Genomic DNA, 25,375 nt, shown 5'->3' on the forward strand with positions numbered 1-25,375 from the left:
TATGAACCGGGGTCCCTGCGCACCGGTCCTCCTCCGGAGGCTCGCCCCTGGGGGCCGCTCCGCCTATCCGCGAGCGGACAGGGCCCGCGTGGGCCCTGTCACCCCGTGGAAAGCCTCCCGTCGGTGCGGGCGGCGCTCAGCCCTTCGCCTTGAAGGGCGCCGCGTCGATGCGCACGCCGATGTACGAGGGGAAGCGCGGCACGCCGTCGTTGGACAGCTCCTGGTAGCGGAACGTGATGAGCGTGCCGAGGGCCGGCGGCGAGGCGCGCTCCGCGTCGGAGAAGCCCGTGCCCACGCTGAAGCGCTTGCCGTTGCGCAGCTCCACCTCGAGCGCGCCCAGCCGCCCCTTGTGCCGGCCCGCGCCCGCGACGTGGCCAATCACCACGGCCTCGTCATCCTTGAAGCTCTTCACCTTCAACAGCGTGTGCGAGCGGCCCACCTCGTAGCGTGAGCCCGGCTGCCGCAGCATCAGTCCCTCGCCGCCCAGGCCCTCCACCCGCTCCAGCTCCGCGCGCAGGTGCGCCGTGCCCTGGCAGCGCTCGTGCGGATGCCACCGCGCGTACCCGGGCTTCGTGTCATCCACCCACTTGCGACAGTGCTCCAGCCGCTGCTCGAAGGCCGCGTCCACGCTCGGGGCGTCGAACACCACGAAGAGCAATTCCTTCCAGTCCTGGCTCTTGTCCTGCCGGCGCACCACGCTCACCGTGCGCTGGAAGCGCTTGCGGCCACCGAACAGCTCGCCGTCCAGCGGGAAGTCCGGCAGGCCCGCGGTGAACCAGTCCGGCGCGAAGAACTCGTTGCCCAGGCGCGACCAGAAGCGCTTGCCATCCCAGTACGCGCGCACGCCGTCGAGCTTCTCGCTCATCCACCAGTCCGTGAGGTCCACGTCGTTCTCCCACGGATGGGCGAGCAGGAGCGGTGGAGCCTTCTCCGTGGCGTCCTCGCCGGACTCGGACTCCTTCGCCGTCTTGACGCGAGTGGCCTTGGGGAGGGCCTCGGCGCTGCCGACGCGGGCGGCCTCGGCGTCCTCACCGCGCAGCTTGCGCAGGTGCTTGCAGGTGCGCCGCTCGATGCCGATGGACTGGTTGCGCCACGCGGGACAGGAACACGAGTAGACGCCTCCGGTGTTCTTGAGGATGTAGGGCTTGGCGCCCGAGCCCTTCATCTCCGCCTGCTCACCGTCCGCGAGGTCCGCCACTGATATCCCCTCCGTGCCGCGTGTCATCGCGGCGACCGTGAGGAGAATCGTACCCCTGGGGTCTGACGTTTCCCAAGCACGGTGGCGGTGTGGCGCCGTGTTCCGCGCGCTGGACCCGCGACGTTGGACGGGTATCCGGAGTTCGACGGGGCGCCACGGGGGCAGGCGGGCGGCCCGGTGTCGCGCGTGAGGGGCCCGCGGGACGTGGAGAGGTGGTCATTCGACGCGCGAGGCAGTGGCGGACGGGCGGCGGGCGTCGCACCATGTCCGGAGGTCCACGTTTCATCGAGGAGGCGTCACGGGATGGTGGTCATCGTCATGGGCGTCTCGGGCGCCGGCAAGTCGACGGTGGGGCGCGCGCTGGCCCAGAGCCTGGGCTGGCGCTTCCTCGACACGGACGACCTGCACTCGGCCGCCAACGTGGCGAAGATGGCGGCGGGCATCCCGCTGACGGACGAGGACCGCTGGCCCTGGTTGGCGGACGTGCGTGGTGAGCTGGAGCGCTCGCTGGCGCGCGGTGAGGACGTGGTGCTGGCCTCGTCCGCGCTCAAGCGCTCCTACCGCGAGCGGCTGGAGGTGGACCCGGCGCGGACGCGGTGGGTGTTCCTGCACGCGCCGCGCGAGGTGCTGGCGCACAGGCTCGCGCAGCGGCACGGGCACTTCATGCCGCCGGAGCTGTTGGCCAGCCAGCTGGCGACGCTGGAGGTGCCCGAGCAGGCGCTGCCGGTGGACGTCTCGGCAACGCCGGAGGAAGTCGTCGCGCGCATCCGTGAGGGCCTGAAGCTCTGACGTCAGCGCCCCGCGCGGGCGAGGAAGTCGGACGTGCCCTCCAGCTTCGCGTAGGCCATGCCGAGCGCGGCGAGGAACGCGGCGTGGACCTGGGGCGCGGGCACGCTCACGCCGTTGAGCTTGAGGGCGCGGGCGGCGCAGGCGTCGTGGAGCACGGTGACGGAGTAGCCGAGGTCCGCGGCGGCGCGCACGGTGGCGTCCACGCACATGAGGGTCATCATGCCCGTCACGACGAGGTGCTTGATGCCGAGCGCGCCCAGCTGCTTCTGGAGGTCCGTCTCGCGGAAGCTGTTGGGGTAGTGCTTGAGGATGACGCGCTCGTCGGGGCGGGGCGCGACGAGGGGGTGGGTCTCCGAGCCCGGGGTGTTGGGGAGGAAGAAGGTGGCGCCGGGCTGCACGGAGATGTGGCGGACGTGGATGACGGGCAGGCCGTGCTGGCGGAAGTGGTCGAGGGCCGCGCGGGCCTGGGCGGCGGCGGCGTCGGCGCGGTCCAGCTCGGCGCGGCCGCCGGGGAAGTAGTCGTTCTGGATGTCGATGAGCAGCAGGGCGGTGGTGGGGTCCAAGGGGTCCTCCATGGGGTGGGGCTTCATGGGAGGCAATAACCAGACGGGATGCACGCGACGAGTGCCTGGATTGACAAAATCCGGGCGGAAAACGACAAGCGGCCATGGCGTCGTCTCCCACGCGAATCGCGGTGTTGTCGCTGGAGGGGTGTGTGGCCTCCAGCGTGATGGGGCCGCTGGACGTGTTCGCGATGGCGAACCTGTTGAGCCGGGACGTGGGGATGTCGGAGCCGTTCGTGGCGGAGCTGGTGTCGCCGGGTGGGCGGCCCGCGAGGAGCTTCCACGGGTTGGAGTTGATGGCGGCGCGGGTGCCGGAGCCGGCGGAGCGCTTCGACGTGGTGTTGGTTCCGGCGATGGTGGGTGGACTGGAGGAGGTGTTGGGGGAGCGGGTGCTGACGCGGTGGTTGAAGGCGCAGCATGCGAGAGGGGCGAAGCTGGCGGCGGTGTGCGCGGGGGCGTTCGTGTTGGCGGAGACGGGGTTGTTGGAGGGGCGCGAGGCGACGACGCACTGGGGGTTGGCGCAGCGCTTCGCGGCGAGCTATCCGGGGGTGAGGCTCAAGCCGGAGCTGTTGTTGGTGGACCAGGACGACGTGCTCACGGCGGGAGGAATCACCGCGTATCTGGACCTGTGTCTGCATCTGGTGGCGAAGCAGGCGTCACCGGAGCTGGCGGCGTTGTGCGCGAAGATGTTGTTGGTGGAGCCGGGGCGCAGGTTGCAGGGGCCGTACGTGGTGCACTCGGCGCCGAGGGACCACGGGGACGCGGCGGTGCTGCGCGCGCAGGAGTGGCTGGAGGCGCACTACCAGGGCCCGGTGACGTTGGCGGAGGCGGCGGAGGCCGCGAGCCTGGGCGCGAGGACGCTGCTGAGGCGCTTCCAGAAGGCGACGGGGGACACGCCGCTGGACTACGTCCAACGACTGCGCGTCGAGGCGGCCCGGCGGATGCTGGAGACGAGCCCGCGCACCGTGGAGGACATCTCGCAGGCTGTGGGCTACGCGGACACCACGTCGTTCCGGCGACGGTTCAAGGCGCGCACGGGGCTGACCCCGGATGCGTACAGAAGACGGTTCGCGCTGCGGTGAGCCGCGACACGCGGGCTACCCTCAAGAATGGACGGAACATTCAAATCATTTGAATGTTCGTGCATGTCGCGCTGCCTCCAGCCTCGTTCCCTGATGGGGGCGCTCGTATCTTGGGTGCTCGATGCGCACCGTGCGCGCATGGCTCACGGTCGAGGTGGTCGTTGCGTCGCTCTCGAGCGCCGTTTCCCACGGGCCTCTCCGGCGGACAGAATCTCGGGGATGCGCGCGGCGAGCAGGTCGATGGCCGCGCGGACCTTCGAGGGCAGGTGCTTGTTCTGCGGCCACACGGCGAAGACTTCATTCCCGTGTCGCCCCTCTTCCTGAAGCAACAGCTTCAGCTCTCCCTTGCTCAATCGCGGCGCGACCAGCCAGCAGGGCAGCCACGCGAGCCCCGCGCCCCTCACCGCCTCGTCGGCGATGGCTTCCAGGTCATCGAAGCGCAGTCGCCCTCGCATCGACACCAGCCGCTCACCTCCCCGTGGGTCCGGGAACCGCCAGGGCTTGGTTGTCCCCTGTCGTCCGTAGAGCACGGCCTCATGCTTCCCCAAATCCTCGAGGGACTTGGGTCGACCACGTCGCGCCAGATACGCGGGTGACGCGCAGACCACCATGTTCTGCACGCCCAGTCGCCGCGCCGTCAGTCCCGCATGGTCCGACAAGGGCGCGACTCGAATCGCCAGGTCGAACCCCTCCTCGATGAGGTCCACCACCCGGTCGCTCACGGACAGCTCCACCTCGAGCCCCGGATGCTGTCGCGCCAGCTCCCCCAGCAGCGGCGCCACGCAGTGACGACCGAACAGCACCGAGGCCGTCACCCGCAGCCGCCCCGTGGGCGCGCGATGCCCCGAGTCCAGCTCCGCCTCCGCCGCCTCCAACTCCGCCAGCGCCCGCACGCACCGCTCGTAGAAGACCTGTCCGTCCTCGGTGAGCCCCTGCTTGCGCGTGGTGCGCAGGAACAGCCGCGCCCCCAACCGCTCCTCCAGCCGCGCGATGCTCTTGCCCACCGCCGACCGCGACAACCCCAGCCGCTTCGCCGCGAGCGCGAAGCTCCCCGCCTCCGCGGCCTGCACGAAGGTCAGCACTCCACTCAGCCGGTCCGTCACGACACGCCTCCCATTGGCGAATTCCTGTCTCCAGTGAAGCCTCCAAAGCTCTCCACTGGGGACCTGCCCTCCCCCGTATATCCCCCAGGCCCTCGAATGGCATGACCCTGGAGACAGCAACGATGGATGGCGTGATGAAGCGGTGGGAGCTGCGCAAGCCGGGCCGCGTGAACCTGCAACTGGCGAGCGTGCCCATTCCCCAGCCCGGCGCGGGCGAGGCCCTGGTGCGCGTGTCCGCGGTGTCCCTCAACTACCGCGAGAAGCTCTTCCTGGACGCAGGCGGATACTCCGACGTGCCGTGGCCCTTCGTTCCCACCTCCGACATGGCGGGGGAGGTGGTGGCCACCGGCGCGGGTGTCTCGCGGGTCCGGGTGGGCGAGCGCGTGCTCGCGGCCTTCAACACGGACTGGGTGGACGGCCCACCTCCTCGCGCACCGCGAGCCCTGGGAGGGAGCGTCCCCGGCGTGTTGTCCGAGTACGTCGTGATGCCCGAGGGCTGGCTCGTCGCCGCGCCCAGGGCGCTCGATGATGCCCAGGCCAGCACGCTGCCCTGCGCGGGGCTCACCGCATGGACGGCGCTCGTGGAGCAAGGCGCGCTCAGGCCCGGACAGACGGTGGTGACGCAAGGCACCGGGGGCGTGTCGCTGTTCGCCGTGCAGCTCGCCTCCGCGCTCGGCGCGCGCGTCATCGTCACCTCGGGAGACGACGAGAAGCTGGCTCGCGCGAAGACGCTGGGCGCGGCCCATGGCATCCATCGTCGCCGCACCCCCGACTGGGAGAAGGAGGTGCTGGAGCTGACGAGCGGACGTGGCGCGGACCAGGTGCTGGAGCTGGTGGGCGGCGACAACCTGGGGCGCTCCGCCAGCGCCCTCGCGTCAGGCGGACGCATCTCGCTCATCGGCGTGCTGGAGGGCTTCGACATGCGCTTCCCCGCGCTCCCGCTGCTCCGGAGCCACGGCATCATCCAGGGCGTGCTCGTGGGACACCGCCGGGGACTCGAGGACCTGGTCCGAGCGGTGGACACGCTGCGCGTGGCGCCCGTCATCGACGCGACGTACCCGCTGCGCGACTTCCCCCAGGCCCTGGCGCACCTGGACCGGGGGCCGTTCGGCAAGCTGGTCATCCGCGTCCGCGAGTGAGCCGGAGGCCAGGGCCCGGGAGGGCCTCATGCCGATGAATCGTTGCTCACGATGCAGTTCGTCGGCCTCACCCCTTTCCCTTCACGCGCTGGACGCAGGTAGAGTTCGGGGACTCTGCCGGCCGGGGGCGAGAGGTTGGCCGCATGAGAGGTGGTGGGTTCGTGAGACTCGCCGGATTCGTCATTCATGGAAACAATCAGGACACGCTGCCCCGGTGCCTGGAGAGCCTGCTGGCTGTCTGTGACGACGTCGTGGCCGTGGACTCCATGTCCACGGACGGTTCCTCGGACATCTCCCGGCGCATGGGGGTGAGGTCCGTGTCGATGGCCTGGGAGGGATATGGCGCCGCCCGGGCCGCGGCCGTCGCCTCGCTGAGGCCCTCCGATTACGTCTTCTTCCTGGACTCGGACGAGCACCTGGACGCAGACGCCGTGCGAGCCATCGTCGGCTGGAGGGAGAGCCACCCGCGCGAGGCCGTCTACCGTCTGCCCTTGCGCGACTGGGCCGAGGTCGACGGTCATCGCTTCCTGTACCGCACGCACTGGCGCTCGCGCCTCCTGCGCAGGGAGGTGGCCGCCTGGCGTCCGGAGATGATTGTCCATGAAGCGCTGCCTCGCCGACGTGCACAGCGGCTCCAGGCGTTCATCGAGCACCGGTTCGCCACGTCCGTCTCCCTGCGCTCCGCCAAGGAGCACCGCTACGCGCTGCTCTGGGCGGTGATGGCGTTCGTGGAAGGGCGCACGTCCAAGCCCGCGTCGCTCCAGCGCCCCGCGCACCTCCTGCGAGATGGCCTGCTGCATGGAGCGCTGTGGCGCGGCGGATGGAGGGCGCTGAAGCTCGCCTGGGTGGTGGCCGGATACCACGTGGCGAAGTACCGCTACCTGTGCGAGCTGAAGCAGGGCCGCCATCCCGAGCTGGTCCAGGCCTTCAAGGAGCGACGCTTCGGCGAGCTGTTCCAGCGGGTTCACGCCCTGCGGCTGACCCCATGACACCCGAGGTGGCGCGCGCCTACCGGAACGCGGGCCAGGTGAACGAGCCGGTCCCGGCCCAGCGCTCCGCCAGGCGCTCCTCGAGCGCATCCAGGGTGCGCGACAGGGCGGGAATCGGGTCCACGTCCTCCCGCAGCGCCCGGGCGCGAGCGAGGTGACGCAAGAGGGCGGCGCGCTCGGAGAACCCGGGCGCCCACTCCCTGTCCCGCTCCAGCGCGCGAGGCGACATCCACTGGAACATGTTCACCGTGCGCGCGGTGGCGAGCAGCGCGCGGGCGCGCAGCCACGTCGCGTCGATGCGCGCCGCCTCGCACGAGGGCGCCAGGGTGATGCGGTACGTGACGTCCGCGCGCGTGATGAGCTCCTCGGGCAGCGGCACCACCAGCAGCCACATCAGCGCGTCGTACAGCGCGTGGCGCATGCCGCAGTACTCGAAGTCGAGCAGCCGCGGGCCGCTGGCCGTGAACAACGTGTTGCCCGGGGCCATGTCCCCATGCGTGAGCGCGAGGAACGGACCGGGCTCGGCCAGCTCGCGCGCCACGTGCTCCAGGTCCTCCTGCGTCCCCGGCTCCAGCTCCGCGTCGACCGCGTCCGTCCACCGTCGCAGCCGGTCCACGTGCTCCAGCAGATAGCGCGCGTTCTCGATGCGCACGCGCCCGGGCCGAGGGCTCAGCGCATGGCGGAGCATGTCGAAGTCCCCATGCAGGCCCCAGGTCCGCGCGTGGAGCTGCCCGGTGAGGCGGGCCACGGCGAGCAGCCCGCCGATGGCCGCCTCCGGGTCGTCCCCCTGGAGCAGGTCCTCCAGGGTGGGGCCGAGGCCCAGGTCCTGGAGCACGAGCAGCCGCGAGTCGACGCTGCCCGCGATGAGGCCCGGGGCGATGGTGAGGTTGTGCCGGCCGAGCAGCTCCAGCCCCGCCCACTCATCCAGCCCGAGCACCAGGTCCTGATGGAAGTGCTTGAGCACGACGCTGGTGACGTCTCCGCCGCGCACGCGGGCGCGCACGACGTGGCAGCGCGACTGGGTCCGCAGGACCTGGGGCTCGGTCAGCAGCACGGGGCGTCCCCAGGCCGCGGAGAGCGAGCGCGCGCCATCGGCGAGCAGCCGCGCCAGGTCCAGGGCGCTCAGGGGAGTCGCTCCACGGTGGCGCCGGCTCTCTCCAGCAGCTCGCGGTACCACGCGAAGGCCCGCGCGGTGCGGTCTCCCAGGGCCTTGGCGCCCCAGAGCACGGTGAGCGTGCGGCGGGTGTCCGCGTTGGTCTTGGTGCGCTGCGCGTCCTTCACGGCGTTGGCGCACGGGCCCTCGGCGTCGAAGAGGCACAAGAGGCCCGCGAGGTCGATGGTCTGGCCGGAGGCATTGAAGACGTACTGGGCGCCCTCGGGCGCGATGCCGACGCGGAACGGCTGGGTGGCGCGGTCCAGGTCCACGACGCTGATGGGCAGCCCGCTGTGCAGCGACACCGCGTTGCACGCATCCACGGCCGTGTTGATGCTGCCGAGCGAGCCATCCCCCGCGGCGCGCACCAGGTACTCGGAGGCGGGCTTGCCCCGGCCCGTGGGCTTGTAGCCGCCGTGGCGGAGCATGTCGCGCACGGCGCCGCGCACGGTGTCGTCGCTGGAGAGCGGCGCGGCCGCGTCCGACCTCAGCAGCGCCACCAGCCACTGCGGCGAGGGCGACGCGCCCAGCGACGCGGGGAAGGTGGTGGTGAAGCTCAGCGTGTCCAGGGACGGATGCGGGTCGACGGTCAGCACGGCGGGCCACTCTACGCCACCCGGCGCGCCCGTGCTGGGCTGGGAGCGCGCCAGGGCTTGTTGGCAAGGACCTCGGCGAGCGTCATGCCCGCGGTCGGGCGTGTTCGTGACGCCAGTCCCGGGGCGTCATGCCGTAGGCCTTCTTGAACGCGCGGCCGAAGTGCGTCAGGTCCACGAAGCCCCAGCTGAAGGCGATGTCCGCGATGCCGCGCGCGTCCATGTCGGGGTCCTCGAGCGCCTGGCGGCAGCGCTCCAGGCGGCGCGAGAGGACCTGGCGCATGAAGCTCTCGCCGCCTTCCGCGAACAGCCCATGCAGATAGCGCGTGGACATGCGGAAGTGGGCGGCGGCCGTCGCCGGACTCAGCGAGGGCTCCGCGAGGTGACGCTCGACATAGAGGCGGAGGGCATGTCGCCGGGCCTCTCGCACGCTCGCGGCGTTGGTCTGGAGGGTCCGGCCCTGGGTGTTGAAGGCCAGGGCGAGCAGCTCGAGCAGGTTGTCCGAGACGGAGCCCGCGACGGGCTCGGCGAGCTGGTTCACCGCGAAGGCGCGCAGGTAGGCGGAGACCAGGGCCCCGACGCCCTCTTGGGTATGGAGCACGCTGCCCACCAGGTCATCCGGACGTGAGAGCCGAGGCCGCAGCGTGGAGTAGGGCGCCACGATGACGATGCGGCGGTAGTCCGCGTCGAACGAGAGCTCTCCCGGTCGGGTCCCATCGAAGAGCTCCACGTCACCGGGGTGGGAGTACCGCTCCTCGCGTCCCTGGCGCAGTCGGCAGACGCCCTCCACCTGCATGCAGAGGTAGTAGCACTCGCGTGGGGCACGGGCGATCTCCGGCTCCCCCCGATAGACGCTCTGGGCCGAGGAGTGCAGGTACGTCACGCCCAGCGGTCCTGCGTCGTGATGGTCGAGCCGCCCGAAGAAGGGACTGGAGGAGGACTTGTGCTCCGTCCTCAGTCCCAGGAGCACCTTGCTCGCCAATTCCTGCCAGTACTCATGCCGCTGCTGCTCGGAGACCCCGTCCGTCGAGAAGACTGTGCGCAAGTGCCGCCCCCAGATGTCGTGGCACGCATCCTCCCACCCACCTCCGACACTCCCAGCGCCCACGGCCGAATCCCCGTGCACCCTCGGCCGAGCCCCCCTGCCGCCCATTCCCTATACCTGCCTCCGACCGACACCGATGCTCGGTTCCTCTCAAGGAGAGTCTTCATGAAGCAGTTCCTCGCAGCGTTTGTGCTTTCGTTGGCCGTCGCGACCCCCGCCATGGCGCAGCATGATGGGCCGTTCGCCGACACGGACGCGCTGGTGAGCTATTGGTCGGCGCAGGACACCCAGAGCTCGCTGACGCAGATCTACGTCAATGGCAAGCGCGTGTACCAGCGCTCCGGCTTCGGGCCGGCCTTCGTCAAGGAGTACTTCGATTGCCACGACGGCTCCGGCATCAAGTCCTTCTGCAACAACATCTTCGACGGCTACTTGACCGTGGAGGGCACGTACGGGACGTACAGCCCCGGGCTCGCCGTCTACCTCGACGGCGTGCTGTATCGCTCGGGCAGTCCCTTCTCTCGCGTGGACATCAAGACCTGCTACGGCGACGCGAGCTATTACGGCCCGGTGAGCTACTACATCGTCGAGAGCGTGATCGACGGCTTCGGCCCGCCGTATCCGGGCAACGACTGCTTCTGACCCATCGTTCCGAGCCGCGCCCGTCCTGTGTCGGAGGGGCGCGGCTGTTGGGCCGCTCAGTCGGGTTCGGACAGTCCGAAGTAGTGGGACAGGTAGTCGCCGAAGCTCTTGTACTTGAGCCAGAACTCGAAGCGGTTGTGGCAGCCGAGGACGGGATACTCGCCGCGACGGTTCGCTTTGTGGAAGAGCAGCAGGTGCTCCTGGCTCCCCGAGGGCAAGAGCTCCAGGGCGAGCGCGTTCACCATGGTGGGGTCGGGCAGCAGGTCCACCCAGGCCTGGACCAGCTGCTCTTCCGTGAAGGACTCCGCCGCCGGCGCGTGCTTGGTCATGGCCCGGGACCAACCGGTGAGGATGTCCCGCAGCGGCCGGACCTCCAGCTCGGGTGGGGTGCCTTTCGCCAGGCGAAACCAGCTCGCATCGAAGGCGAGCCACTCGCGGAGGCTGGGTGGGAGTGGACGCGCGTCCGGGAGGGTGAGCGCGTTGATGGACTGAGCATCGAGGGGACACGGGTCCTGGTGCTGGTGGAACCAGCCCTTGCCGCGTCCGCCGTGTTGCACCAGGTGTTCGATGACCTGCTTCGTCGCGCTCAGGTTCATGACGGCCTCGCTCTACTTCGGAACGCACGACGAGGGGAGAGGGTCTCGCGTGAGTTGCTCCTCGCGCGGCGTGAGCGTGGAATTGTGTGCTCACACTCCATTGGCCCGCACAGGGCGAAGCGGATGAATCTCGCGTGCTAGGTTCGGCGCCTTCCGAGCTTGAGCGCGCGCGTGTGTGTGGCCGAGGCGTGGCGCAGAGGAGTCAATCGATGGCAGACGCGAACCAGCGGACGATGCGGGCGGCGCGCTTCGATACGGCGACGAAGACGCTGACGGTGACGAACGTCCCCGTTCCCCAGCCGGGGCCCGGTGAGGTGCGGGTCCAGGTGAAGGCGTGCGGCATCTGTCTGTCGGACGCGCATCTGCTGGATGGCTCGTTGCAGTCGCCGCTGCCGGTGGTGACGCCGGGGCACGAGTCCTCGGGAGTCATCGACGCGGTGGGGGTGGGCGTGCCGCGCTGGACGGCGGGGCAGCGCGTGGCCATGGCGGGCGGCAAGCCGTGTGGACGTTGCGCGAGGTGCTCCAACGGGCAACCGGCGGAGTGCCTGGACTTCCACATCATGGGCTTCCACTACGACGGTGCGTGGGCGGAGTACGTGGTGGTGCCTTACTTCGTGCTGTCTGCGATTCCGGACCATCTGCCGTTCGAGCAGGCGGCGATTCTCGCGGACGCGGTGGCGACGCCGTACGCGGGGCTGGTGGAGACCGCGCAGCTGCGGCCCGCGCAGTCGGTGGGCCTGTGGGGCATCGGTGGGCTGGGAGTCCACGCGGTGCAGATTGCGCGGATGATGGGGGCGACGCCGATTCTCGCGTTCGACACGAACGAGGCGGCGCGGAAGCGGGCGCTGGAGTTCGGCGCGGACGTGGCGTTGGACCCGCGCGCGCCGGACGTGCGCAAACAGGTTCTCCAGCACACGAACGGCATGGGCCTGGACGTGGCGGTGGACCTGGTGGGCGCGAACGCGGTGCTGGCGCAGGCGTCGATGAGCCTCGGACGGCACGGGCGCGCGGTGATGGTGGGCCTGTCGCCGGAGCCCATCCAACTGGGCGCGGGGGTGAACTTCGGCGTGCGCTCGCAGGCGCTGCTCGGGCACCTGGGCTACGAGAAGAAGCACCTGGACCAGCTGGTGGCGCTGGTGGGCGGCAAGCGCCTGGACGTGTCGCGCTCGGTGACGGCGACGCTGCCGCTCGAGGACGTGGCCAAGGGCGTGGAGCGGCTGGTGAGCAAGGAGGGCAACCCCATCCGGCTCGTCATCACGCCGTGACCCAGGGCCTGCGAATCCGCTCACGGCGGAACGCGGCCCCCGCCCCATGTAGGTCTCCCTCCCGGCCCGGGGGCGTGCGCCACCCTGGCTGGCCGCCCTCGGGCATGGGAAGCGATTGCCGGAGGTTCGGAACAGTCCTCCTCTGGCGTCCCCCATGGCATAAGGGCGCCGCGCCCGCTTTCTCCGGGCACCCCCTACGCACATGATTCGTCTCGACAACATCAGCAAGCAGCACGGCCAGCAGATTCTCTTCATCGAGGCCTCGGCCGCTCTCCACAAGGGGGAGAAGGTCGGCCTCGTCGGCCCCAACGGCGCCGGCAAGTCCACGCTGTTCCGGATGATCACCGACCAGGAACACCCCGACGAGGGCCAGGTGGCCGTCGACCGCGGCGTCACCATCGGCTACTTCAGCCAGGACGTCGGTGAGATGTCCGGCCGCAGCGCCGTCTCCGAGGTCATGGATGGCGCCGGCCCCGTGAGCACCGTGTCCGCCGAGCTCAAGCAGCTCGAGGCCGACCTCGCCGACCCCGACAAGGCCGACGAGATGGAGAAGCTCGTCGAGCGCTACGGCCTGGTCCAGGGACGCTTCGAGGAGCTGGGCGGCTACGCCCTCGAGGGCCGCGCGCGCGAGATTCTCGCGGGCCTGGGCTTCAGCGAGGAGATGATGGACGGCGACGTCGGCGCCCTGTCCGGTGGTTGGAAGATGCGCGTGGCGCTCGCCCGCATCCTCCTCATGCGCCCGGACGCGATGCTCCTCGACGAGCCGAGCAACCACCTGGACCTGGAGAGCCTCATCTGGCTCGAGGGCTTCCTCAAGGGCTACGAGGGCGGCCTCCTGATGACCTCGCACGACCGCGAGTTCATGAACCGCATCGTCACCAAGATGGTGGAGATCGACGGCGGCACGCTCACCACCTACTCGGGCAACTACGACTTCTACGAGCAGCAGCGCGCCCAGAACGAGAAGCAGCAGCAGGCCCAGTACGAGCGCCAGCAGGCCATGCTCGCCAAGGAGCTGAAGTTCATCGAGCGCTTCAAGGCCCGCGCCTCCCACGCCGCCCAGGTGCAGAGCCGCGTGAAGAAGCTGGAGAAGATTGAAAAGGTGGAGCCCCCCAAGCGCCGCCAGACGGTCCTCTTCGAGTTCCAGCCCGCCCCGCGCTCCGGTGACGACGTGGTGAGCCTCAAGGCCGTGCACAAGGCCTACGGCAAGAAGCGCATCTACGACGGCATGGACTTCCTCGTGCGCCGCGGCGAGCGCTGGTGCGTCATGGGCATCAACGGCGCGGGCAAGTCCACGCTGCTCAAGCTCGTGGTCGGCTCCACCACGCCGGACCAGGGCACCGTGGCCATGGGCGGCAGCGTGAAGCTCGGCTACTTCGCCCAGCACGCCATGGACCTGCTCGACGGCGAGCGCACCGTGTTCCAGTCGCTGGAGGACGCGTTCCCCCGCGCCGGTCAGGGCTCGCTGCGCGCGCTGGCCGGCTGCTTCGGCTTCTCCGGCGACGAGGTGGAGAAGAAGTGCCGCGTGCTCTCCGGTGGAGAGAAGGCGCGTCTGGTCATGGCGAAGATGCTCTTCGACCCGCCCAACTTCCTGGTGCTCGACGAGCCCACCAACCACCTGGACATGGCGACGAAGGAGATGCTGATCACGGCGCTCTCCCGCTACGAGGGCACCATGCTCTTCGTCTCGCACGACCGGCACTTCCTCGGCGCGCTGTCCAACCGCGTGCTGGAGCTGACGCCCGAGGGCATCCACCAGTACGGCGGCGGCTACACCGAGTACGTCGCGCGCACCGGCCACGAGGCCCCCGGCCTGCGCACCTGAGGCATCCGTGAGACGGCGGGCCGGCTACTCGAACAGCCGGCTCGCCAGTCGCGCCAGCTTGCGCGCCTTGCCCGTGTACGGCGGGAAGAACAGGTGCGCCAGCGACGTGCGCCCCTGCCGCAGCACCGCGCGCTCGTGGCTGAAGGCCTTGAAGCCCGCCTCGCCGTGGTACGCGCCCAGCCCGCTGTGGCCCACGCCCCCGAAGGGCAGGTGCGGGTTCACGTTGTGCAACACCACCGTGTTGACGCACGTGCCGCCCGCGCTCGTCTCCTGGATGAGCCGCTCCACCGCCGCGTCGTCCTGGCTGAACACGTAGAGCGCCAGCGGCTTGCCGCCCGCGCGCACGTGCGCCACCACCTCGTCGAGCGACTCGTACCGGAGCACCGGCAACACCGGCCCGAAGATCTCCTCCTCCATCAGCGGCGCGTCCGGCGTCACGTCCGCCACCACCGTCGGCGCGATGAAGCGCGTCTGCGCGTCCACGCTCCCGCCCACCACCACCCGCGCGCCCTGCGCCACCGTGCGGTCCAGCAGCCCGCGCACCCGCGCGAAGGCGCCGTCATCCACCATCCGGCAGAAGTCCGCGCTCGCCCGGCGCGCCTCCTCGGTGCGCCCGTAGAAGCGCTCCACCGCCGCCTTCAGCGCGGCCAGGAACGCCTCCTCCTGGGACGCATGCACCCAGACATGGTCCGGCGCGATGCACGTCTGGCCGCCGTTGAGGAACTTGCCCCACGCCACCCGCTCCGCAGCCGCCTCCAGGTCCGCGGACGTGTCGAGGATGGCCGGTGACTTGCCGCCCAGCTCCAACGTCACGCCCGCCAGGTGCCGCGCCGCCGCCTCCATCACCCGCCGCCCCACCCGGGGCCCTCCGGTGAAGAAGAAGTGGTCGAACGGCAGCCGCAAGAGCGCCTCGCCCACCTCCGTGCCGCCCTCCACCACGTGGACCTCGTCCTCGGGGAACGTGTCGCGCACGAGCTGCGCCAGGAAGCGCGAGGTGTTCGGCGTCTTCTCGCTGGGCTTGCAGAGCACGGTGTTGCCCGCCGCCACCGCGTCCACCAGCGGCGCCACCAGCAGGTTGAACGGGTAGTTCCACGGCGCCATCACCAGCACCACGCCGCGCGGCTCGTAGCGCACGTGGCTGGAGGTGCCGGTGAGCACGAGCGGCGTCGTCACCTTGCGCGGCTTCATCCACCCCTTGAGGTGCTTGCGCACGTGCTCCAATTCCATGAGCACGGGCAGCACCTCCGTCGACTCCACCTCCGCGGCCGGCTTGCGGAAGTCCGCGTGGAGCGCCTGGGCCAGCGCCTCGCGCCGCTCCAGGATGAGGGCCTTGATCTTCTCCAGGCGGGCGAGCCGCTCACCGGGGCCGCGCCTGCCCACCTCCCAGCGGCGGGCCCGCAGGCGCTCGAACGCCTCCCGCAGGCCCTGGGGCACCAGCTCCTCCTCCTGTTTCACCACGCGCATCCCGGCTCCTCGAGGCTGGCTGCCCTATTCCAACAACCGCGTCGCGCGGGAGGCCCAGTCCTGGGCCTTTCCGCGGTACGGCGGGAAGAACACCGACGCGAGCGACTTCATCCATTGAACCGACACAGCCCGCTCATGGCTGAAGGTCCGGAAGCCGTAGACGCCGTGGTAGTGCCCCAGGCCACTCATGCCCACCCCGCCGAAGGGCAGGTTCGGGTTCGCCACGTGGATGAGGACGTTGTTCACCACCGCGCCGCCGGACGTCGTGTTGCGGAACACGTCCTCGATGGCCCGCTTGTCCTGGCTGAAGACGTAGAGCGCCAGCGGCTTCTCCCCCCGCTGGATGTGCGCATACACCTCGTCCCGCGAGCGGAACGTCATCACCGGCATCACCGGTCCGAAGATTTCGCCCTCCATGATGGGCATGTCCGGCGTCACGCCCGTCAGCACGGTGGGCGAGATGTAGCGCGAGGGCCCGTCCGCCACCCCGCCCATCTCCACCTTCGCGCCCGCCGCCACGGTGCGGTCCACCAGGTCCTTCACCCGCCGCCACGCCGCCGGCTCCACCAGCCGGGCGAAGTCGGGGCTCGCCTGCCGGGCCTCCTCCGTCTCACCGTAGAAGCGCGTGATGACCGCCTTCACCGCGTCCACGAACTGCTGCTTCTTCGACTCGTGCACGAAGATGTAGTCGGGGGCCACGCACGTCTGGCCGCTGTTGAGGAACTTGCCCCACGTCAGCCGCTCCGCCGCGGCCTGCACGTCCGCGGACTCGTCGATGATGGCGGGCGACTTGCCGCCCAGCTCCAGCGTCACGCTGGCCAGGTGCTGCGCCGCGGCCTCCATCACCTTGCGGCCGATGCGCGGGTTGCCCGTGAAGAAGAAGTGGTCGAACGGCAGCCGCAAGAGCGCCTCCGCCGTCTCCGCGCCGCCCTCGAACAGCGCCACCTCGTTCTCCGGGAACACGTCGCGCACCAGCCGCGCCAGGAAGCGCGCGGTGTGCGGCGTCTTCTCGCTGGGCTTGCACAGCACGGCGTTGCCCGCGGCGATGGCGGCGATGAGCGGCGCCATCAAGAGCTGGAAGGGATAGTTCCAGGGCGAGAGCACCAGCACCACGCCGCGCGCCTCGTAGCGCACGTGCGCCGACGAGCCCGCGAGCAGCATGGGCGTGCCCACGCGCGTGGGCTTCATCCACGACGACAGGTGCTTCACCGTGTGGTTCAGCTCCTCCAGCGTGGGGTGGATCTCCGTCAGCTCCACTTCCAGCGCGGGCTTGCGGAAGTCCTGGTGGATGGCCTCGGCCAGCTCGTCGCGGCGGGCGATGATGGCCTCGCGCAGCCGCTTGAGCTTCGCGACGCGCTCGGCCGCGGTGGTGCGCGACAGGGCCCAGCGGTTGGCGCGCAGCGAGTCGAACGCGGCCTGCAGGCGCGCGACGTCGGCCTGGGGTTTGGACTCGGTGGAAACGGGGACGAGCTCCAGCATGGTTGGCTCCTCGATGAAATCCGGTGGGTGCTTCAGCGGGCCTCGAGCCCGCGCAAGAGGGTGGTGAGCGCCGTCGTCAGCTCGGCGGTGAAGTCGATGCGCAGGGGGGCCATGTGCGGCAGGGCGAGCACCTCGCGCGCCACGGGCGCCACGTCCGCCATCTGCCGCAGGCCCGTCACCAGCGCGTGCAGGTGCACGAGCACGCGGGCGCCCTCACCTGGGTGCAGGAAGGACAGCCGCGACTCGAGGAGCGCGCCCGTGCGCGCCATCGCCTCCAACAGCCGCTCCTTGAACCGGCGCGCCTGCTCCACGGAGACGTTCTGCTCCAGCACCGTCTGCAGCATCGCGAGCAGCCGCGTCAGCGACAGCTCCGGCTCCAGCGACTCGGCCACCGCGCGCGCCAGCCACGGCCCCGTCCACGCCCCCTCGACGGTGCCCAGCCTCGCCTCCAGCCGGGCGAACCAGGCGAAGAGCAGGTCCTCCAAGAGCGCGAGGAACAGCGCCTCCTTGGTCGGGAAGTAGAGGAACACCGTCCCCTTGGCCAGATGGGCCCGCTCGGCCACGTCCGCCATCTTCACCTCGGAGTACGAGGTCGCCTGATAGAGTGCGAGCGCCTCGTCCAGCAGCACCCGCCTGCGCGCCTCCTTGTCCTCGTCCTTGCGCGCGCGCTTGGGTGCCACCCGCCCCGCCTGCTCCCCGGAATCGCTGACCATGCCCTCAGTGGTAGGTGACCTCAGGTCATTCGTCAAGTGACCAAAGGTCATTTCCGCTGGCCGGCACCTGGAGTGTGGTGGGTGGGTGTGAGATGATGTCCGCCATGCGTCCCATCCAGACGGAGCTGCTGTCCGGAAGCGAGCTGTACCGGGAGGTGGTGCTGGAGAAGCTGCTCCACGCCCGCGAGTCGGTGTGGCTGGCCACGGCGAACGTGAAGGCGATGTACGTGGAGTCGAAGGGGAAGTTCGTGCCGCTGGTGGACGTGCTGGACGGGCTGGCGGCCCGGGGCGTGTCCCTGCGGCTGCTGCACGCGGAGCTGCCGAGCCGCCCGTTCCGCGCGGCGTTCGATGCCCGGGCGCGGCTGGTGAAGGGTGGCTTGAATCTGAAGGTCTGCCCCCGCGTGCACTTCAAGGCAGTGGTGGTGGATGGGGCGTGGACCTATCTGGGTAGCGCGAATCTGACGGGGGCGGGCCTGGGGGCCAAGGGCGACGCGGTGCGTAACTTCGAGCTGGGCTTCGTCACGGAGGACTTCGACGTCATCGACCGGGTGACGGCGCTCTACGAGGCGGTGTGGAGCGGGGCCGAGTGCAGGGGATGCAAGCTGCGGCACGTGTGCCCGGACCCGATAATCCCCGCACCCGGGGGGCGGGAGGAGATGAGAAGCTCCCGCGGCGCTCCTCGGCTCGGCAAGTCCCGTCGGTTGAGGCGCGCCACCTCGGAGTCGTCACGACGATGATGAAGCTCTACTTCGCGCGGAACACCCGGGCCACCCGACCCCGGTGGTTGCTGGAGGAGCTGGGCGTTCCCTACGAGCTGGTGCCGGTGGACGTGCTCCAGCGTGAGCACAAGAGCCCCGAGTACCTGCGCATCCACCCCATGGGCTCCATGCCCGCGCTGGAGGATGACGGGCAGCCCATCTTCGAGTCGGCGGCCATCCTGCTGCACGTCGCGGACAAGTACCTGGAGCAGGGCTTCGCCCCGCCGCTCGGCTCGCCCGAGCGCGCCGAGTACTACCAGTGGATGTTCTTCTGCATGTCCACCATGGAGCCGCCCTTGTCCGCGTACTCCGCGCACAGCCGCTTCCTGCCGGAGGAGCAGCAGGTGGTGGGCGAGGCGGAGCGCGGGCGTCGTCGCTTCACGGACATCGCGCGCATGCTGGAGTCGCGGCTGCAGGGGCGCACGTTCCTGGTGGGCGAGCGCTTCACCGCGGCGGACGTGGTGATGACGTCCATCCTGGAGTGGGGCGGGAGCATGGGGCTGCTGGAGGACTTCCCCGGCTTGCGCGCCTATGTGGAGCGGCACCTGGCGCGTCCCGCGGCGCGGCGAGCCCTGGAGTAGGCGGCCCCGTGCATCAACCCGTCGTACCCAGTCCCTCGCCCTCGGAGCTCGCGGCCCACGTCGGATTGAAGCGCCGGGGCTTCATCGTCTCGGCGTGCGTGCTGCTGCTGTCGCTCGGCACGCACCCGCTGCTCTTCGGCGGCTTCATCCCGACGGTCATCGTGGTCCACATCGCGTGGGCGGCGGTGCTCGTGGGCACGGCCGCGGCCATGGGCTCGCGGTGGGTGACGGTGCATCGCGCCAGCGTCGTCACGGGCGTGGCCAGCATGGTGGCGCTGGTGCTGGACATCCACTTCACCGGAGGGCTGTCGAGCACGCTGTACCCGCTGCTCTTCGCGATGCCGCTCATCATCGCCGTCTTCGCGCCGGGGGACGTGGTGACGGTGTGGGCCTCCGTCGTGCTGACGCTGGTGGGCATGCTGGTGGCATCGTGGCACTCGGACGTCTCCGAGCAGCGGCTCGTCGGGCAGGTGACGCTCTTCTTCTTCCTGGCCTGGGTGGCCGTCTTCAGCTGCAAGCAGTTCCGCCGGATGCGCGACACCGAGCGCGACGCCGTGAACGCGCGGCTGGCGGCGCTGGAGCAGCTGGCGCGCAGCGAGCACCTGCGCGCGGACGCGGTGCGCAGCCAGGCGGAGATGGAGCGGCTGGCCCTGGTGGGGCGCCTGGCCGCGGGCGTGGCGCACGAGGTGAACAACCCGCTGGCGTACGTGAAGTCCAACCTGGGCTACCTGGAGGAGGTGTCGGGCGAGGGCGCGCAGGACCTGGAGGACCTGCGCCGGGTGCTGTGGGAGACGCGGCAGGGCGTGCTGCGCATCGAGCAGATCGTCACGGACCTGCGCCGCTTCTCGCGCGACGCGTCGGACGCGGAGGAGGCGGGCAGCGTGGCGGAGGCGCTCGACGAGGCGGAGCGGCTCGCGTCGGTGCGGCTGCGCAGCCTGGGGCAGGTGGTGCGCGAGGTGGAGCCGCACCTGGTGCGCGTGCGGCTGGGCCAGCGTCAGCTGGTGCAGGTGGTGCTGAACCTGCTGCTCAACGCGGCGGACGCGCTGGACGGGGCGCGGCCCTCGCGCGCCGCGCGCATCGTGCTCAGGGCCTCGCGGGTGGAGGGGGGCGTGCGTCTGGAGGTGGAGGACAACGGACCGGGCGTTCCGGAGGCTGTCCTTCCGCACCTGTTCGAGCCGTTCTTCACCACCAAGGCCCCGGGCAAGGGCACCGGCCTGGGCCTGGCGCTGTGTCGCGAGTACCTGGCCCGCGTCGGCGGCACGCTGACCGTGGCCAACTGCCCCGATGGCGGCGCGTGCTTCACGCTGCACCTGCCCGCCGTCCCCGAGAAGGAGCCCCCGGCCTGAGGACGCGGGCGGCTACGACTTCGCGGGCTCGGTGCCGGTGGGCGCGATGGGCTCCTCGGCGGCCTTGTCCGGCTCAGACTCCGACGAGGACTTGCCCAACTGCCGCTCGCGCCACGCGCTGGGGGACTCGCCCACGAGCTTGCGGAACAGGCTGCTGAAGTGCTGCAGCGACGCGCAGCCCACCTCCACCGCGACGGCGGTGAGCTTCATGTCCGTTTCCAAGAGGAGCCCCTGGGCCATGCGCACCTGCACGGCGTTGAGCTCCGCCTGGAAGGACGTGCCGGCCTCCTTGAGGCGGCGCTGCAGCGTGCGCTCGGACATGCCCATCTCCCGGGCGACGTCCGACAGGTTGATGTCCGGCAGCTTGCCCTTCATCGCCTGGTGCAGCTCGCGCAACAGCGGCGACTGGCCGGTGGCCTCGGCCACCAGGTCATTCAGCTTGGAGAGCAGCGGCGCGGCGCGCGCCTCGGGCTGTCCCAGCCACGCCAGCGCGGCGGCCGGCTCGGTGAAGACCTTGCTGGGGTACGCGCCCGTCAACAGCGTGTAGAAGCCGCCCACCACCGCGCCCGCCACGCCCTCCGGACGCACCAGCGCCTGGCGCTGCACCGACGTGCCGAAGGACTTCTCGCGCGCCTGCATGTACTTCACGAGCACCGCGAAGGCCGCGGGGTCCGCCGCCTCCAGCCGGCGCGCGTCCACCAGCGAGGCATGGGGCGCCGCGGGGGCCAGCTCCACGTCGAGCACGTGCACCAGCCTGCGCACGTGCGCCTCCGCGGGGCGTCCCCACAGGATGAAGCCGCACAGGTCCGCCGAGGCGTACCAGTGCAGGAACCCTTCCCCGACTAGGTAACGGCCGTGGGGGTCCCGGAAGTAATCGTCGACGCCGTCTGCCGATCGCACGGCTCGGCAGAATAGCGCTTCGCCACCTGGAGCACCCAGCGGGGATTGATGGGCGACAGTCCCGTCACCAGCTCCGGCCTCACCAGGGCCACGCCCTCCAGCTCCCGGGTGGTGGCCGGCAGGTCCCGCCAGGGCACCTGGGGCTTCACGTGGTGGGCCTGGTGGTAACCCGCATTGAAAAAGAACAGGTTGTACAGACGGGACGTGGACGTGGTTCCCAACGCACCGCGCTGCGTGGAGTCGGTCTCGAAGTGGGCGGCCAGGTTGAGCCAGTGGATGCAGAACTGGCCCACCAGCAGCACGCCGAACCACGCCAGGCCCAGGGCGGGCCGCCAGACGATGACCGCCAGCAGGGCCCCGTCCACGACGAGGAAGTCCAGCGCCAGCTCCAGGCGCTGGTTGCGCTTCTTGGCCCAGCGCCAGACGTTGGCCACGGCCTCGAAGGGCCAGAACCAGGGCGTCAGCGCCGAGCGCAGGCAATAACGCACCACGCCTTCGCCGGGCTTGCGCTGGCCCCAGTCACCCGGGCCGTCGTTGTACCGGTGATGGTTGAAGTGGTGGATGTAGTAGCCGCGATAGGGAAACCCACACGCCATGCCCAGCGTCCGGGATACCAGCCAGTGCAGCACGCGCGGCTTCGCGATGCTCACGTGCATGTGGTTGTGCAGGACGGCGTAGTTCCAGAACATCACCGCCCAGCCCACGGCGCACATGCCCACGCGGCCCCAGGCGCCCAGGTGGTCCCAGCTCCAGAGGAAGGAGGGCAACCAGGCCCACCACAGCGCGTGTACCGCGAGCTGCGGCAGGTCGAGAGCGGGGGCGGGGAGGGGGCGAGTCATGGGGCACGAAGCTAGGCCCGCCCCTGTCTCGCCGCTTCATTCCATGCGCCAAGCGATTGCGAAAACGCGCAACCTCGAGCGTCCTTCGCTGGCATCGCCTTCAACCCGGGTCCACCCCGCCCCGGTGCTGATTCCGCCCGCGCTCGCCGTCTTCCACGTGACGGGAATGGGCGAGCGCGAGCGGCGCCGCCGCGCTCACGACTCCAGCGCGTTGGCGACCTGTCCCAGCAAGCGCAGCCGGGGCGCGTCCAGCTTGCGCACCGTGCGCAAGAGCCGGCGGACCTCGGGACGCTCGCGGTACTCCGGCGGGTCCTCGGCGAGCGTGGGCGCGCCTTCGACGCCGGCCGTCATGCCCAGCAGCACATCCGAGGAGCAGTTGAGGACCAGACACAGCTTCCTCAGCGTGCGGACGCTGGGGAGCATGTGACCGCGCTCCAGCCGCCCGTACACCTCGGTGGCGATGCCCACGCGCTCGGCCACATCGGCCTGGGTGAGCTCCAGCCGCTGCCGCGCCGCGCGAACTGCATTTCCAATGATGGTGGCCAATCGTTGTTCCATGGCGTGCGGAAACCTGTCGAAAAGAGGGCTTCGCCCCCCGCGCTCGGGCGGAGAGGTTCCGGGGAGAAGTGACTGCGGGTTCGGTGCCTCGTGGAACACAGACTACGGGTGGGGTCTGACATTCAGGTGCTTCCGGAATGGCGTGCGAAAGCGCTTGAAAAAAGCGCCGCCGGCACGCCCCGCGGGAGGCCCTCGGAAGGCCCCTCCGGCGAGGCTCCGGACGTGGTTTCCGGCGCGCTCCGGGCGTGCCTCGCGAAGGTGGGTGGTGTCGCGCGGTCGACACCGCTGGGGCCCGAAAACTCGGCGCGGGGGCGATTCGCACGCGGCGCGTGGGGCGTTCGCGTCGCGCGGACGCGGACCGTCCTCGCGCACGTCGCCGTGAGCGTGGGTGAAGCTCACCGCGGGCGTCTTGCTTCGCGTTCGTCCGGTGCTGGACGTCACCGGCCGGACGGCCGCACTCGCGGTGCTGGGGCGCGGGGGTGGCGTCCGGGCCGTCGGCGTGCGGCGGAAAGCCGGGGCTCACGTCCGAGGCCGAAAATTCGGCCCGCGCGGCGTTGTCAATGGACGGGTGGGGACTTCACGGAAAAGCCCTGGTGTTTCCGTGGTTTACGAAGGCGGGACGTCTGACGTAGGGTGGGCCCCCCCGGTGGGTCGGGGGTGCACCGCGTGCCTCGCGGGGAGGGCCGTTGAGGTCGTGAGCGACGAGCGTCCGGACGCGCTGCTCAAGAGCGCACTCGAGAAAATTGTCTACTTCGAGGCCCGTGCGGAGCAGTTGCTCAGCGAGCTGGGCTCGACGCGTGAGGAGATGGAGCACCTCAAGCGCGAGCTCGCGGAGACGCATCAGCGCGAGCTGAAGCTGCGGCGCGAGGTGGCGGAGCTGGAGGTGCGCGTCGGGCGCGCCCAGGCCGAGCGCGAGGAGTCGGTGCGGCTGACGCAGGCGCTGCGCGGCGAGCGCGACCAGCTGATGGACCGGCTGCTGACGGCGAGCCGGCTGCGCGCCTCCACGCAGGAGCGCGACGACGAGGACGATGACCTGGGGTTCGACCTGGCGTCGTTCATCTCGCAGCTTCGCAGCGAGGCGCTGCTCAAGAACGAGACGGGCAAGGGCGCGGCGGCGACGGTGATGTCGATGAAGGTGCCCGTGCGAGCACCCGCGGTCCCGCTGGCCGAGCCGGTGGCGAAGGCCCAGCCTCCCGCGGCGGCCTCGAGCGCGCCGCCCGCGTTGCTGGAGCCGCTGCTGGAGGGACTGTCGCCGGTGGCGCGCGAGGCGCAGCGCTTCCTGCAGGCGGGGCGGCTGGGCGTGAGCGCGGCGCAGCTGGCGGAGCTGTCCGGGCAGGGGGGGCTGGGGGCTCCGACGGACGAGACGCTGTTCGGGTTCTCGGTGCGGGAGCTCTCGGCGCAGGACCCCGCGGCGCGCATCCGCGCGGCGGAGCGGCTCAAGGCGCTGTCGCAGCCCGCGGCGGCTCCGGCGCTGGCGAGCGCGCTGCACGCGGAGACGGACGCGGCGGCGCAGGTGGCGCTGCTCCAGGCGTTCGCGGCGCTGTGCCGGGAGGAGGGCGCGCAGGTGGTGTCGCCGCTGTTGTCCTCGCCGGTGCCGGAGGTGCGCATCGCGGCGCTCAAGGCGCTGTTGACGCTGGCGCCCCGGGACGCGGCGCCGCACCTGGCGCAGGCGATGAAGGACCCGGACCGCTCGGTGCGTCGGCGCGCGTCGCTGCTGGCGCTGGGGCTGGAGGGTGAGACGGCGCGCCGGCTCGGTGAAGAGGCCATCCACGACGCGGACGCGGAGGTCCGTTCGCTGGCGGCGCTGGCGCTGGGCGCGGGGAGTGGCGAGAACGCGCGGGCCTTGTTGCTGGAGGCGCTCGGGGACCGCGAGCCTCGCGTGCGCAAGGCGGCGGCGCAGAGCCTGTCGCGCATCCTGGGGCAGGATGTGTCCGGCGTCGTCGCGCTGGACGACACGCACCGGCGCCGTGAGATTCGTCGGCTGGCGACGTTGCCGGTCAAGCCCGTGCGCGCGCGGCTCGAGGAGCCGGCGCGAGTGGTGGCCATGGCACCGGCGCCGGCCCCGGTGGTCGCGAGTGTGGCGCCCCCGGTCGTGGTGGCCCAGCCCGTGATGGCCGTGGTGGGGGCGACGCATCAGCAGATCACAAAACGCGCGGATGGTGTTCTGCACGGCCAGCAGGTAATGGCCACAGTGGGTGCCCGTCATCATGCTGCGGTGTCGGCTCCCTCGATGGGTGCCCGTCCCGTCGCGCCGTCGACGCACGTGGCGCAGGCCCCGCAGGCCCGTTCCTCGGTGCCTTCGTCGACGCAGGGAGTTCAGGCCCCCCAGGCCCGCGCCCCGGTTCCGTCCCAGCCCGCGCAGCCCGTGGCCGCCCCGCCGAATGCTGGCGCCCCGCAGCGCGCCGCGCCTCCGCCTTCCCGTCCCGCCGCCCCGGCGCCCCGGCTCTCGCCCGTCCAGGCGGCCCTCGTGGCCATGGGCGCCCCGGCGCCGCAGCCCGCAACGCGCTCCGAGGAGCCCCGGCCCGTCGCCGCGCGCCCGAGCGCCTCGCCCGTGGAGACGCTCTGTGCCCCCATGCTCCACGAGGTCCGCGTGGCGGTCCGTGGTCGCTCGCTCGCCGAGCTGACGGCCGCCCTGGGGGTGCCCGTCGAGCTCGCTCAGGAAGCAATCACCCTGCTCTCAGCCCGGGGGGCCGTGGTCCGAAGGGGACACAAATACTTCGCCGCTTGAGGCAAGGTAGCCGCCCCGTACGTCTTT

General features: G+C 70.8%; 24 protein-coding genes. 11 read left to right on the forward strand and 13 right to left on the reverse strand.

The window, feature by feature from the left end:
- Positions 1–136: 136 nt before the first annotated feature.
- Positions 137–1,198 (reverse strand): DNA ligase, encoded by a 1,062-nt coding sequence (locus K8625_RS08110; RefSeq protein WP_223782352.1) that lies wholly within the window; start codon positions 1,196–1,198, stop codon positions 137–139.
- A 303-nt stretch (positions 1,199–1,501) separates the two neighbouring features.
- Between K8625_RS08110 and K8625_RS08115 the strand changes: the two genes are divergently transcribed.
- Complete coding sequence (locus tag K8625_RS08115; RefSeq protein WP_223782353.1) at positions 1,502–1,987, forward strand: gluconokinase; 486 nt, start codon at positions 1,502–1,504, stop codon at positions 1,985–1,987.
- A 2-nt stretch (positions 1,988–1,989) separates the two neighbouring features.
- On the opposite strand, the gene K8625_RS08120 is transcribed toward K8625_RS08115, so the two are convergent.
- Positions 1,990–2,577, reverse strand: a complete 588-nt coding sequence (locus tag K8625_RS08120) for a cysteine hydrolase family protein (RefSeq protein ID WP_223782354.1) — start codon at positions 2,575–2,577, stop codon at positions 1,990–1,992.
- 77 nt (positions 2,578–2,654) lie between these two features.
- Between K8625_RS08120 and K8625_RS08125 the strand changes: the two genes are divergently transcribed.
- Entirely contained in the window at positions 2,655–3,632 is a 978-nt protein-coding gene (locus K8625_RS08125) for a GlxA family transcriptional regulator (protein ID WP_223782355.1), read from the forward strand.
- Between the two features lie 143 nt (positions 3,633–3,775).
- Here K8625_RS08125 and K8625_RS08130 read toward each other — a convergent pair whose 3' ends face one another.
- The gene (locus K8625_RS08130; RefSeq protein WP_223782356.1) at positions 3,776–4,735 is read right to left on the reverse strand and encodes a LysR family transcriptional regulator; all 960 of its coding nucleotides are present in this window, start codon (positions 4,733–4,735) and stop codon (positions 3,776–3,778) included.
- 122 nt (positions 4,736–4,857) lie between these two features.
- Here K8625_RS08130 and K8625_RS08135 point away from each other — a divergent pair, with 122 nt between their 5' ends.
- Both K8625_RS08135 and K8625_RS08140 read left to right on the forward strand, forming a co-directional pair.
- A complete protein-coding gene (locus K8625_RS08135; RefSeq protein ID WP_223782357.1) occupies positions 4,858–5,874 on the forward strand; it encodes an NAD(P)-dependent alcohol dehydrogenase in 1,017 nt (338 codons plus the stop codon).
- 161 nt (positions 5,875–6,035) lie between these two features.
- On the forward strand, positions 6,036–6,863 hold the full coding sequence (locus tag K8625_RS08140; RefSeq protein WP_223749169.1) for a glycosyltransferase: 828 nt from the start codon (positions 6,036–6,038) through the stop codon (positions 6,861–6,863).
- A gap of 19 nt (positions 6,864–6,882) precedes the next feature.
- Here the strand turns inward: K8625_RS08140 and K8625_RS08145 are convergent, their stop codons facing one another.
- From K8625_RS08145 to K8625_RS08155, 3 genes are all read right to left on the reverse strand, one after another.
- The gene (locus K8625_RS08145; RefSeq protein ID WP_223749170.1) at positions 6,883–7,917 is read right to left on the reverse strand and encodes a phosphotransferase; all 1,035 of its coding nucleotides are present in this window, start codon (positions 7,915–7,917) and stop codon (positions 6,883–6,885) included.
- A gap of 68 nt (positions 7,918–7,985) precedes the next feature.
- Entirely contained in the window at positions 7,986–8,612 is a 627-nt protein-coding gene (locus K8625_RS08150) for a phenylalanine--tRNA ligase beta subunit-related protein (RefSeq protein WP_223749171.1), read from the reverse strand.
- An 82-nt stretch (positions 8,613–8,694) separates the two neighbouring features.
- Complete coding sequence (locus tag K8625_RS08155; RefSeq protein WP_223782358.1) at positions 8,695–9,654, reverse strand: helix-turn-helix domain-containing protein; 960 nt, start codon at positions 9,652–9,654, stop codon at positions 8,695–8,697.
- A 165-nt stretch (positions 9,655–9,819) separates the two neighbouring features.
- On the opposite strand from K8625_RS08155, the gene K8625_RS08160 reads away from it, so the two are divergent.
- Complete coding sequence (locus tag K8625_RS08160) at positions 9,820–10,296, forward strand: hypothetical protein (RefSeq protein ID WP_141328899.1); 477 nt, start codon at positions 9,820–9,822, stop codon at positions 10,294–10,296.
- Positions 10,297–10,352: 56 nt separating this feature from the next.
- On the opposite strand, the gene K8625_RS08165 is transcribed toward K8625_RS08160, so the two are convergent.
- Complete coding sequence (locus K8625_RS08165) at positions 10,353–10,892, reverse strand: hypothetical protein (protein WP_223782359.1); 540 nt, start codon at positions 10,890–10,892, stop codon at positions 10,353–10,355.
- 209 nt (positions 10,893–11,101) lie between these two features.
- On the opposite strand from K8625_RS08165, the gene K8625_RS08170 reads away from it, so the two are divergent.
- Together K8625_RS08170 and K8625_RS08175 are read left to right on the forward strand one after the other, a co-directional pair.
- Positions 11,102–12,157 (forward strand): zinc-binding dehydrogenase, encoded by a 1,056-nt coding sequence (locus K8625_RS08170; RefSeq protein ID WP_223749174.1) that lies wholly within the window; start codon positions 11,102–11,104, stop codon positions 12,155–12,157.
- Between the two features lie 202 nt (positions 12,158–12,359).
- Positions 12,360–13,982: an ABC-F family ATP-binding cassette domain-containing protein gene (locus tag K8625_RS08175; protein ID WP_223749176.1), complete on the forward strand. Its 1,623-nt coding sequence runs from the start codon at positions 12,360–12,362 to the stop codon at positions 13,980–13,982.
- A 24-nt stretch (positions 13,983–14,006) separates the two neighbouring features.
- Here K8625_RS08175 and K8625_RS08180 read toward each other — a convergent pair whose 3' ends face one another.
- From K8625_RS08180 to K8625_RS08190, 3 genes are read right to left on the reverse strand one after another with little or no spacing between them, the layout of a single operon-like run.
- Positions 14,007–15,446 (reverse strand): aldehyde dehydrogenase family protein, encoded by a 1,440-nt coding sequence (locus K8625_RS08180; protein ID WP_223782360.1) that lies wholly within the window; start codon positions 15,444–15,446, stop codon positions 14,007–14,009.
- 24 nt (positions 15,447–15,470) lie between these two features.
- Positions 15,471–16,925: an aldehyde dehydrogenase family protein gene (locus K8625_RS08185; RefSeq protein WP_223749178.1), complete on the reverse strand. Its 1,455-nt coding sequence runs from the start codon at positions 16,923–16,925 to the stop codon at positions 15,471–15,473.
- A 32-nt stretch (positions 16,926–16,957) separates the two neighbouring features.
- Positions 16,958–17,638 carry a TetR family transcriptional regulator gene (locus K8625_RS08190; RefSeq protein ID WP_223749179.1) on the reverse strand — a complete coding sequence of 227 codons (681 nt, stop codon included), beginning with the start codon at positions 17,636–17,638 and terminating at the stop codon, positions 16,958–16,960.
- A 104-nt stretch (positions 17,639–17,742) separates the two neighbouring features.
- Between K8625_RS08190 and K8625_RS08195 the strand changes: the two genes are divergently transcribed.
- The 3 genes from K8625_RS08195 to K8625_RS08205 are packed head-to-tail and all read left to right on the forward strand — an operon-like array spanning position 17,743 to position 20,323.
- Positions 17,743–18,375 (forward strand): phospholipase D-like domain-containing protein, encoded by a 633-nt coding sequence (locus K8625_RS08195; protein ID WP_223749180.1) that lies wholly within the window; start codon positions 17,743–17,745, stop codon positions 18,373–18,375.
- Positions 18,372–18,977 carry a glutathione S-transferase family protein gene (locus K8625_RS08200; protein WP_141328883.1) on the forward strand — a complete coding sequence of 202 codons (606 nt, stop codon included), beginning with the start codon at positions 18,372–18,374 and terminating at the stop codon, positions 18,975–18,977. The genes K8625_RS08195 and K8625_RS08200 overlap by 4 nt, the downstream gene beginning before the upstream one ends.
- Positions 18,978–18,985: 8 nt before the next feature.
- Positions 18,986–20,323 (forward strand): sensor histidine kinase, encoded by a 1,338-nt coding sequence (locus K8625_RS08205; protein ID WP_223782361.1) that lies wholly within the window; start codon positions 18,986–18,988, stop codon positions 20,321–20,323.
- A 12-nt stretch (positions 20,324–20,335) separates the two neighbouring features.
- Here the strand turns inward: K8625_RS08205 and K8625_RS08210 are convergent, their stop codons facing one another.
- The 3 genes from K8625_RS08210 to K8625_RS08220 all read right to left on the reverse strand — a co-directional run bounded on the left by K8625_RS08210 (position 20,336) and on the right by K8625_RS08220 (position 22,620).
- The gene (locus K8625_RS08210; RefSeq protein WP_223749182.1) at positions 20,336–21,085 is read right to left on the reverse strand and encodes a helix-turn-helix transcriptional regulator; all 750 of its coding nucleotides are present in this window, start codon (positions 21,083–21,085) and stop codon (positions 20,336–20,338) included.
- A gap of 80 nt (positions 21,086–21,165) precedes the next feature.
- The gene (locus K8625_RS08215) at positions 21,166–22,062 is read right to left on the reverse strand and encodes a fatty acid desaturase (RefSeq protein WP_223782362.1); all 897 of its coding nucleotides are present in this window, start codon (positions 22,060–22,062) and stop codon (positions 21,166–21,168) included.
- A gap of 195 nt (positions 22,063–22,257) precedes the next feature.
- A complete protein-coding gene (locus K8625_RS08220) occupies positions 22,258–22,620 on the reverse strand; it encodes a helix-turn-helix transcriptional regulator (RefSeq protein WP_046710788.1) in 363 nt (120 codons plus the stop codon).
- 694 nt (positions 22,621–23,314) lie between these two features.
- Here K8625_RS08220 and K8625_RS44135 point away from each other — a divergent pair.
- Positions 23,315–25,348 (forward strand): HEAT repeat domain-containing protein, encoded by a 2,034-nt coding sequence (locus K8625_RS44135; RefSeq protein ID WP_370641891.1) that lies wholly within the window; start codon positions 23,315–23,317, stop codon positions 25,346–25,348.
- Positions 25,349–25,375 lie beyond the last annotated feature (27 nt).

Origin of the sequence: Myxococcus sp. AS-1-15, from assembly GCF_020037055.1 — a bacterium.
Classification (GTDB): Bacteria; Myxococcota; Myxococcia; order Myxococcales; family Myxococcaceae; genus Myxococcus; species Myxococcus fulvus.

Excerpts from the sequence above, each read along its gene's own strand:
- K8625_RS08115 (WP_223782353.1), top strand. The coding sequence starts at position 1,502 with ATGGTGGTCATCGTCATGGGCGTCTCGGGCGCCGGCAAGTCGACGGTG.
- K8625_RS08120 (WP_223782354.1), bottom strand. The coding sequence starts at position 2,577 with ATGAAGCCCCACCCCATGGAGGACCCCTTGGACCCCACCACCGCCCTG.
- K8625_RS08125 (WP_223782355.1), top strand. The coding sequence starts at position 2,655 with ATGGCGTCGTCTCCCACGCGAATCGCGGTGTTGTCGCTGGAGGGGTGT.
- K8625_RS08135 (WP_223782357.1), top strand. The coding sequence starts at position 4,858 with ATGGATGGCGTGATGAAGCGGTGGGAGCTGCGCAAGCCGGGCCGCGTG.
- K8625_RS08160 (WP_141328899.1), top strand. The coding sequence starts at position 9,820 with ATGAAGCAGTTCCTCGCAGCGTTTGTGCTTTCGTTGGCCGTCGCGACC.
- K8625_RS08165 (WP_223782359.1), bottom strand. The coding sequence starts at position 10,892 with ATGAACCTGAGCGCGACGAAGCAGGTCATCGAACACCTGGTGCAACAC.
- K8625_RS08170 (WP_223749174.1), top strand. The coding sequence starts at position 11,102 with ATGGCAGACGCGAACCAGCGGACGATGCGGGCGGCGCGCTTCGATACG.
- K8625_RS08175 (WP_223749176.1), top strand. The coding sequence starts at position 12,360 with ATGATTCGTCTCGACAACATCAGCAAGCAGCACGGCCAGCAGATTCTC.
- K8625_RS08180 (WP_223782360.1), bottom strand. The coding sequence starts at position 15,446 with ATGCGCGTGGTGAAACAGGAGGAGGAGCTGGTGCCCCAGGGCCTGCGG.
- K8625_RS08185 (WP_223749178.1), bottom strand. The coding sequence starts at position 16,925 with ATGCTGGAGCTCGTCCCCGTTTCCACCGAGTCCAAACCCCAGGCCGAC.
- K8625_RS08190 (WP_223749179.1), bottom strand. The coding sequence starts at position 17,638 with ATGGTCAGCGATTCCGGGGAGCAGGCGGGGCGGGTGGCACCCAAGCGC.
- K8625_RS08195 (WP_223749180.1), top strand. The coding sequence starts at position 17,743 with ATGCGTCCCATCCAGACGGAGCTGCTGTCCGGAAGCGAGCTGTACCGG.
- K8625_RS08200 (WP_141328883.1), top strand. The coding sequence starts at position 18,372 with ATGATGAAGCTCTACTTCGCGCGGAACACCCGGGCCACCCGACCCCGG.
- K8625_RS08215 (WP_223782362.1), bottom strand. The coding sequence starts at position 22,062 with ATGACTCGCCCCCTCCCCGCCCCCGCTCTCGACCTGCCGCAGCTCGCG.
- K8625_RS08220 (WP_046710788.1), bottom strand. The coding sequence starts at position 22,620 with ATGGAACAACGATTGGCCACCATCATTGGAAATGCAGTTCGCGCGGCG.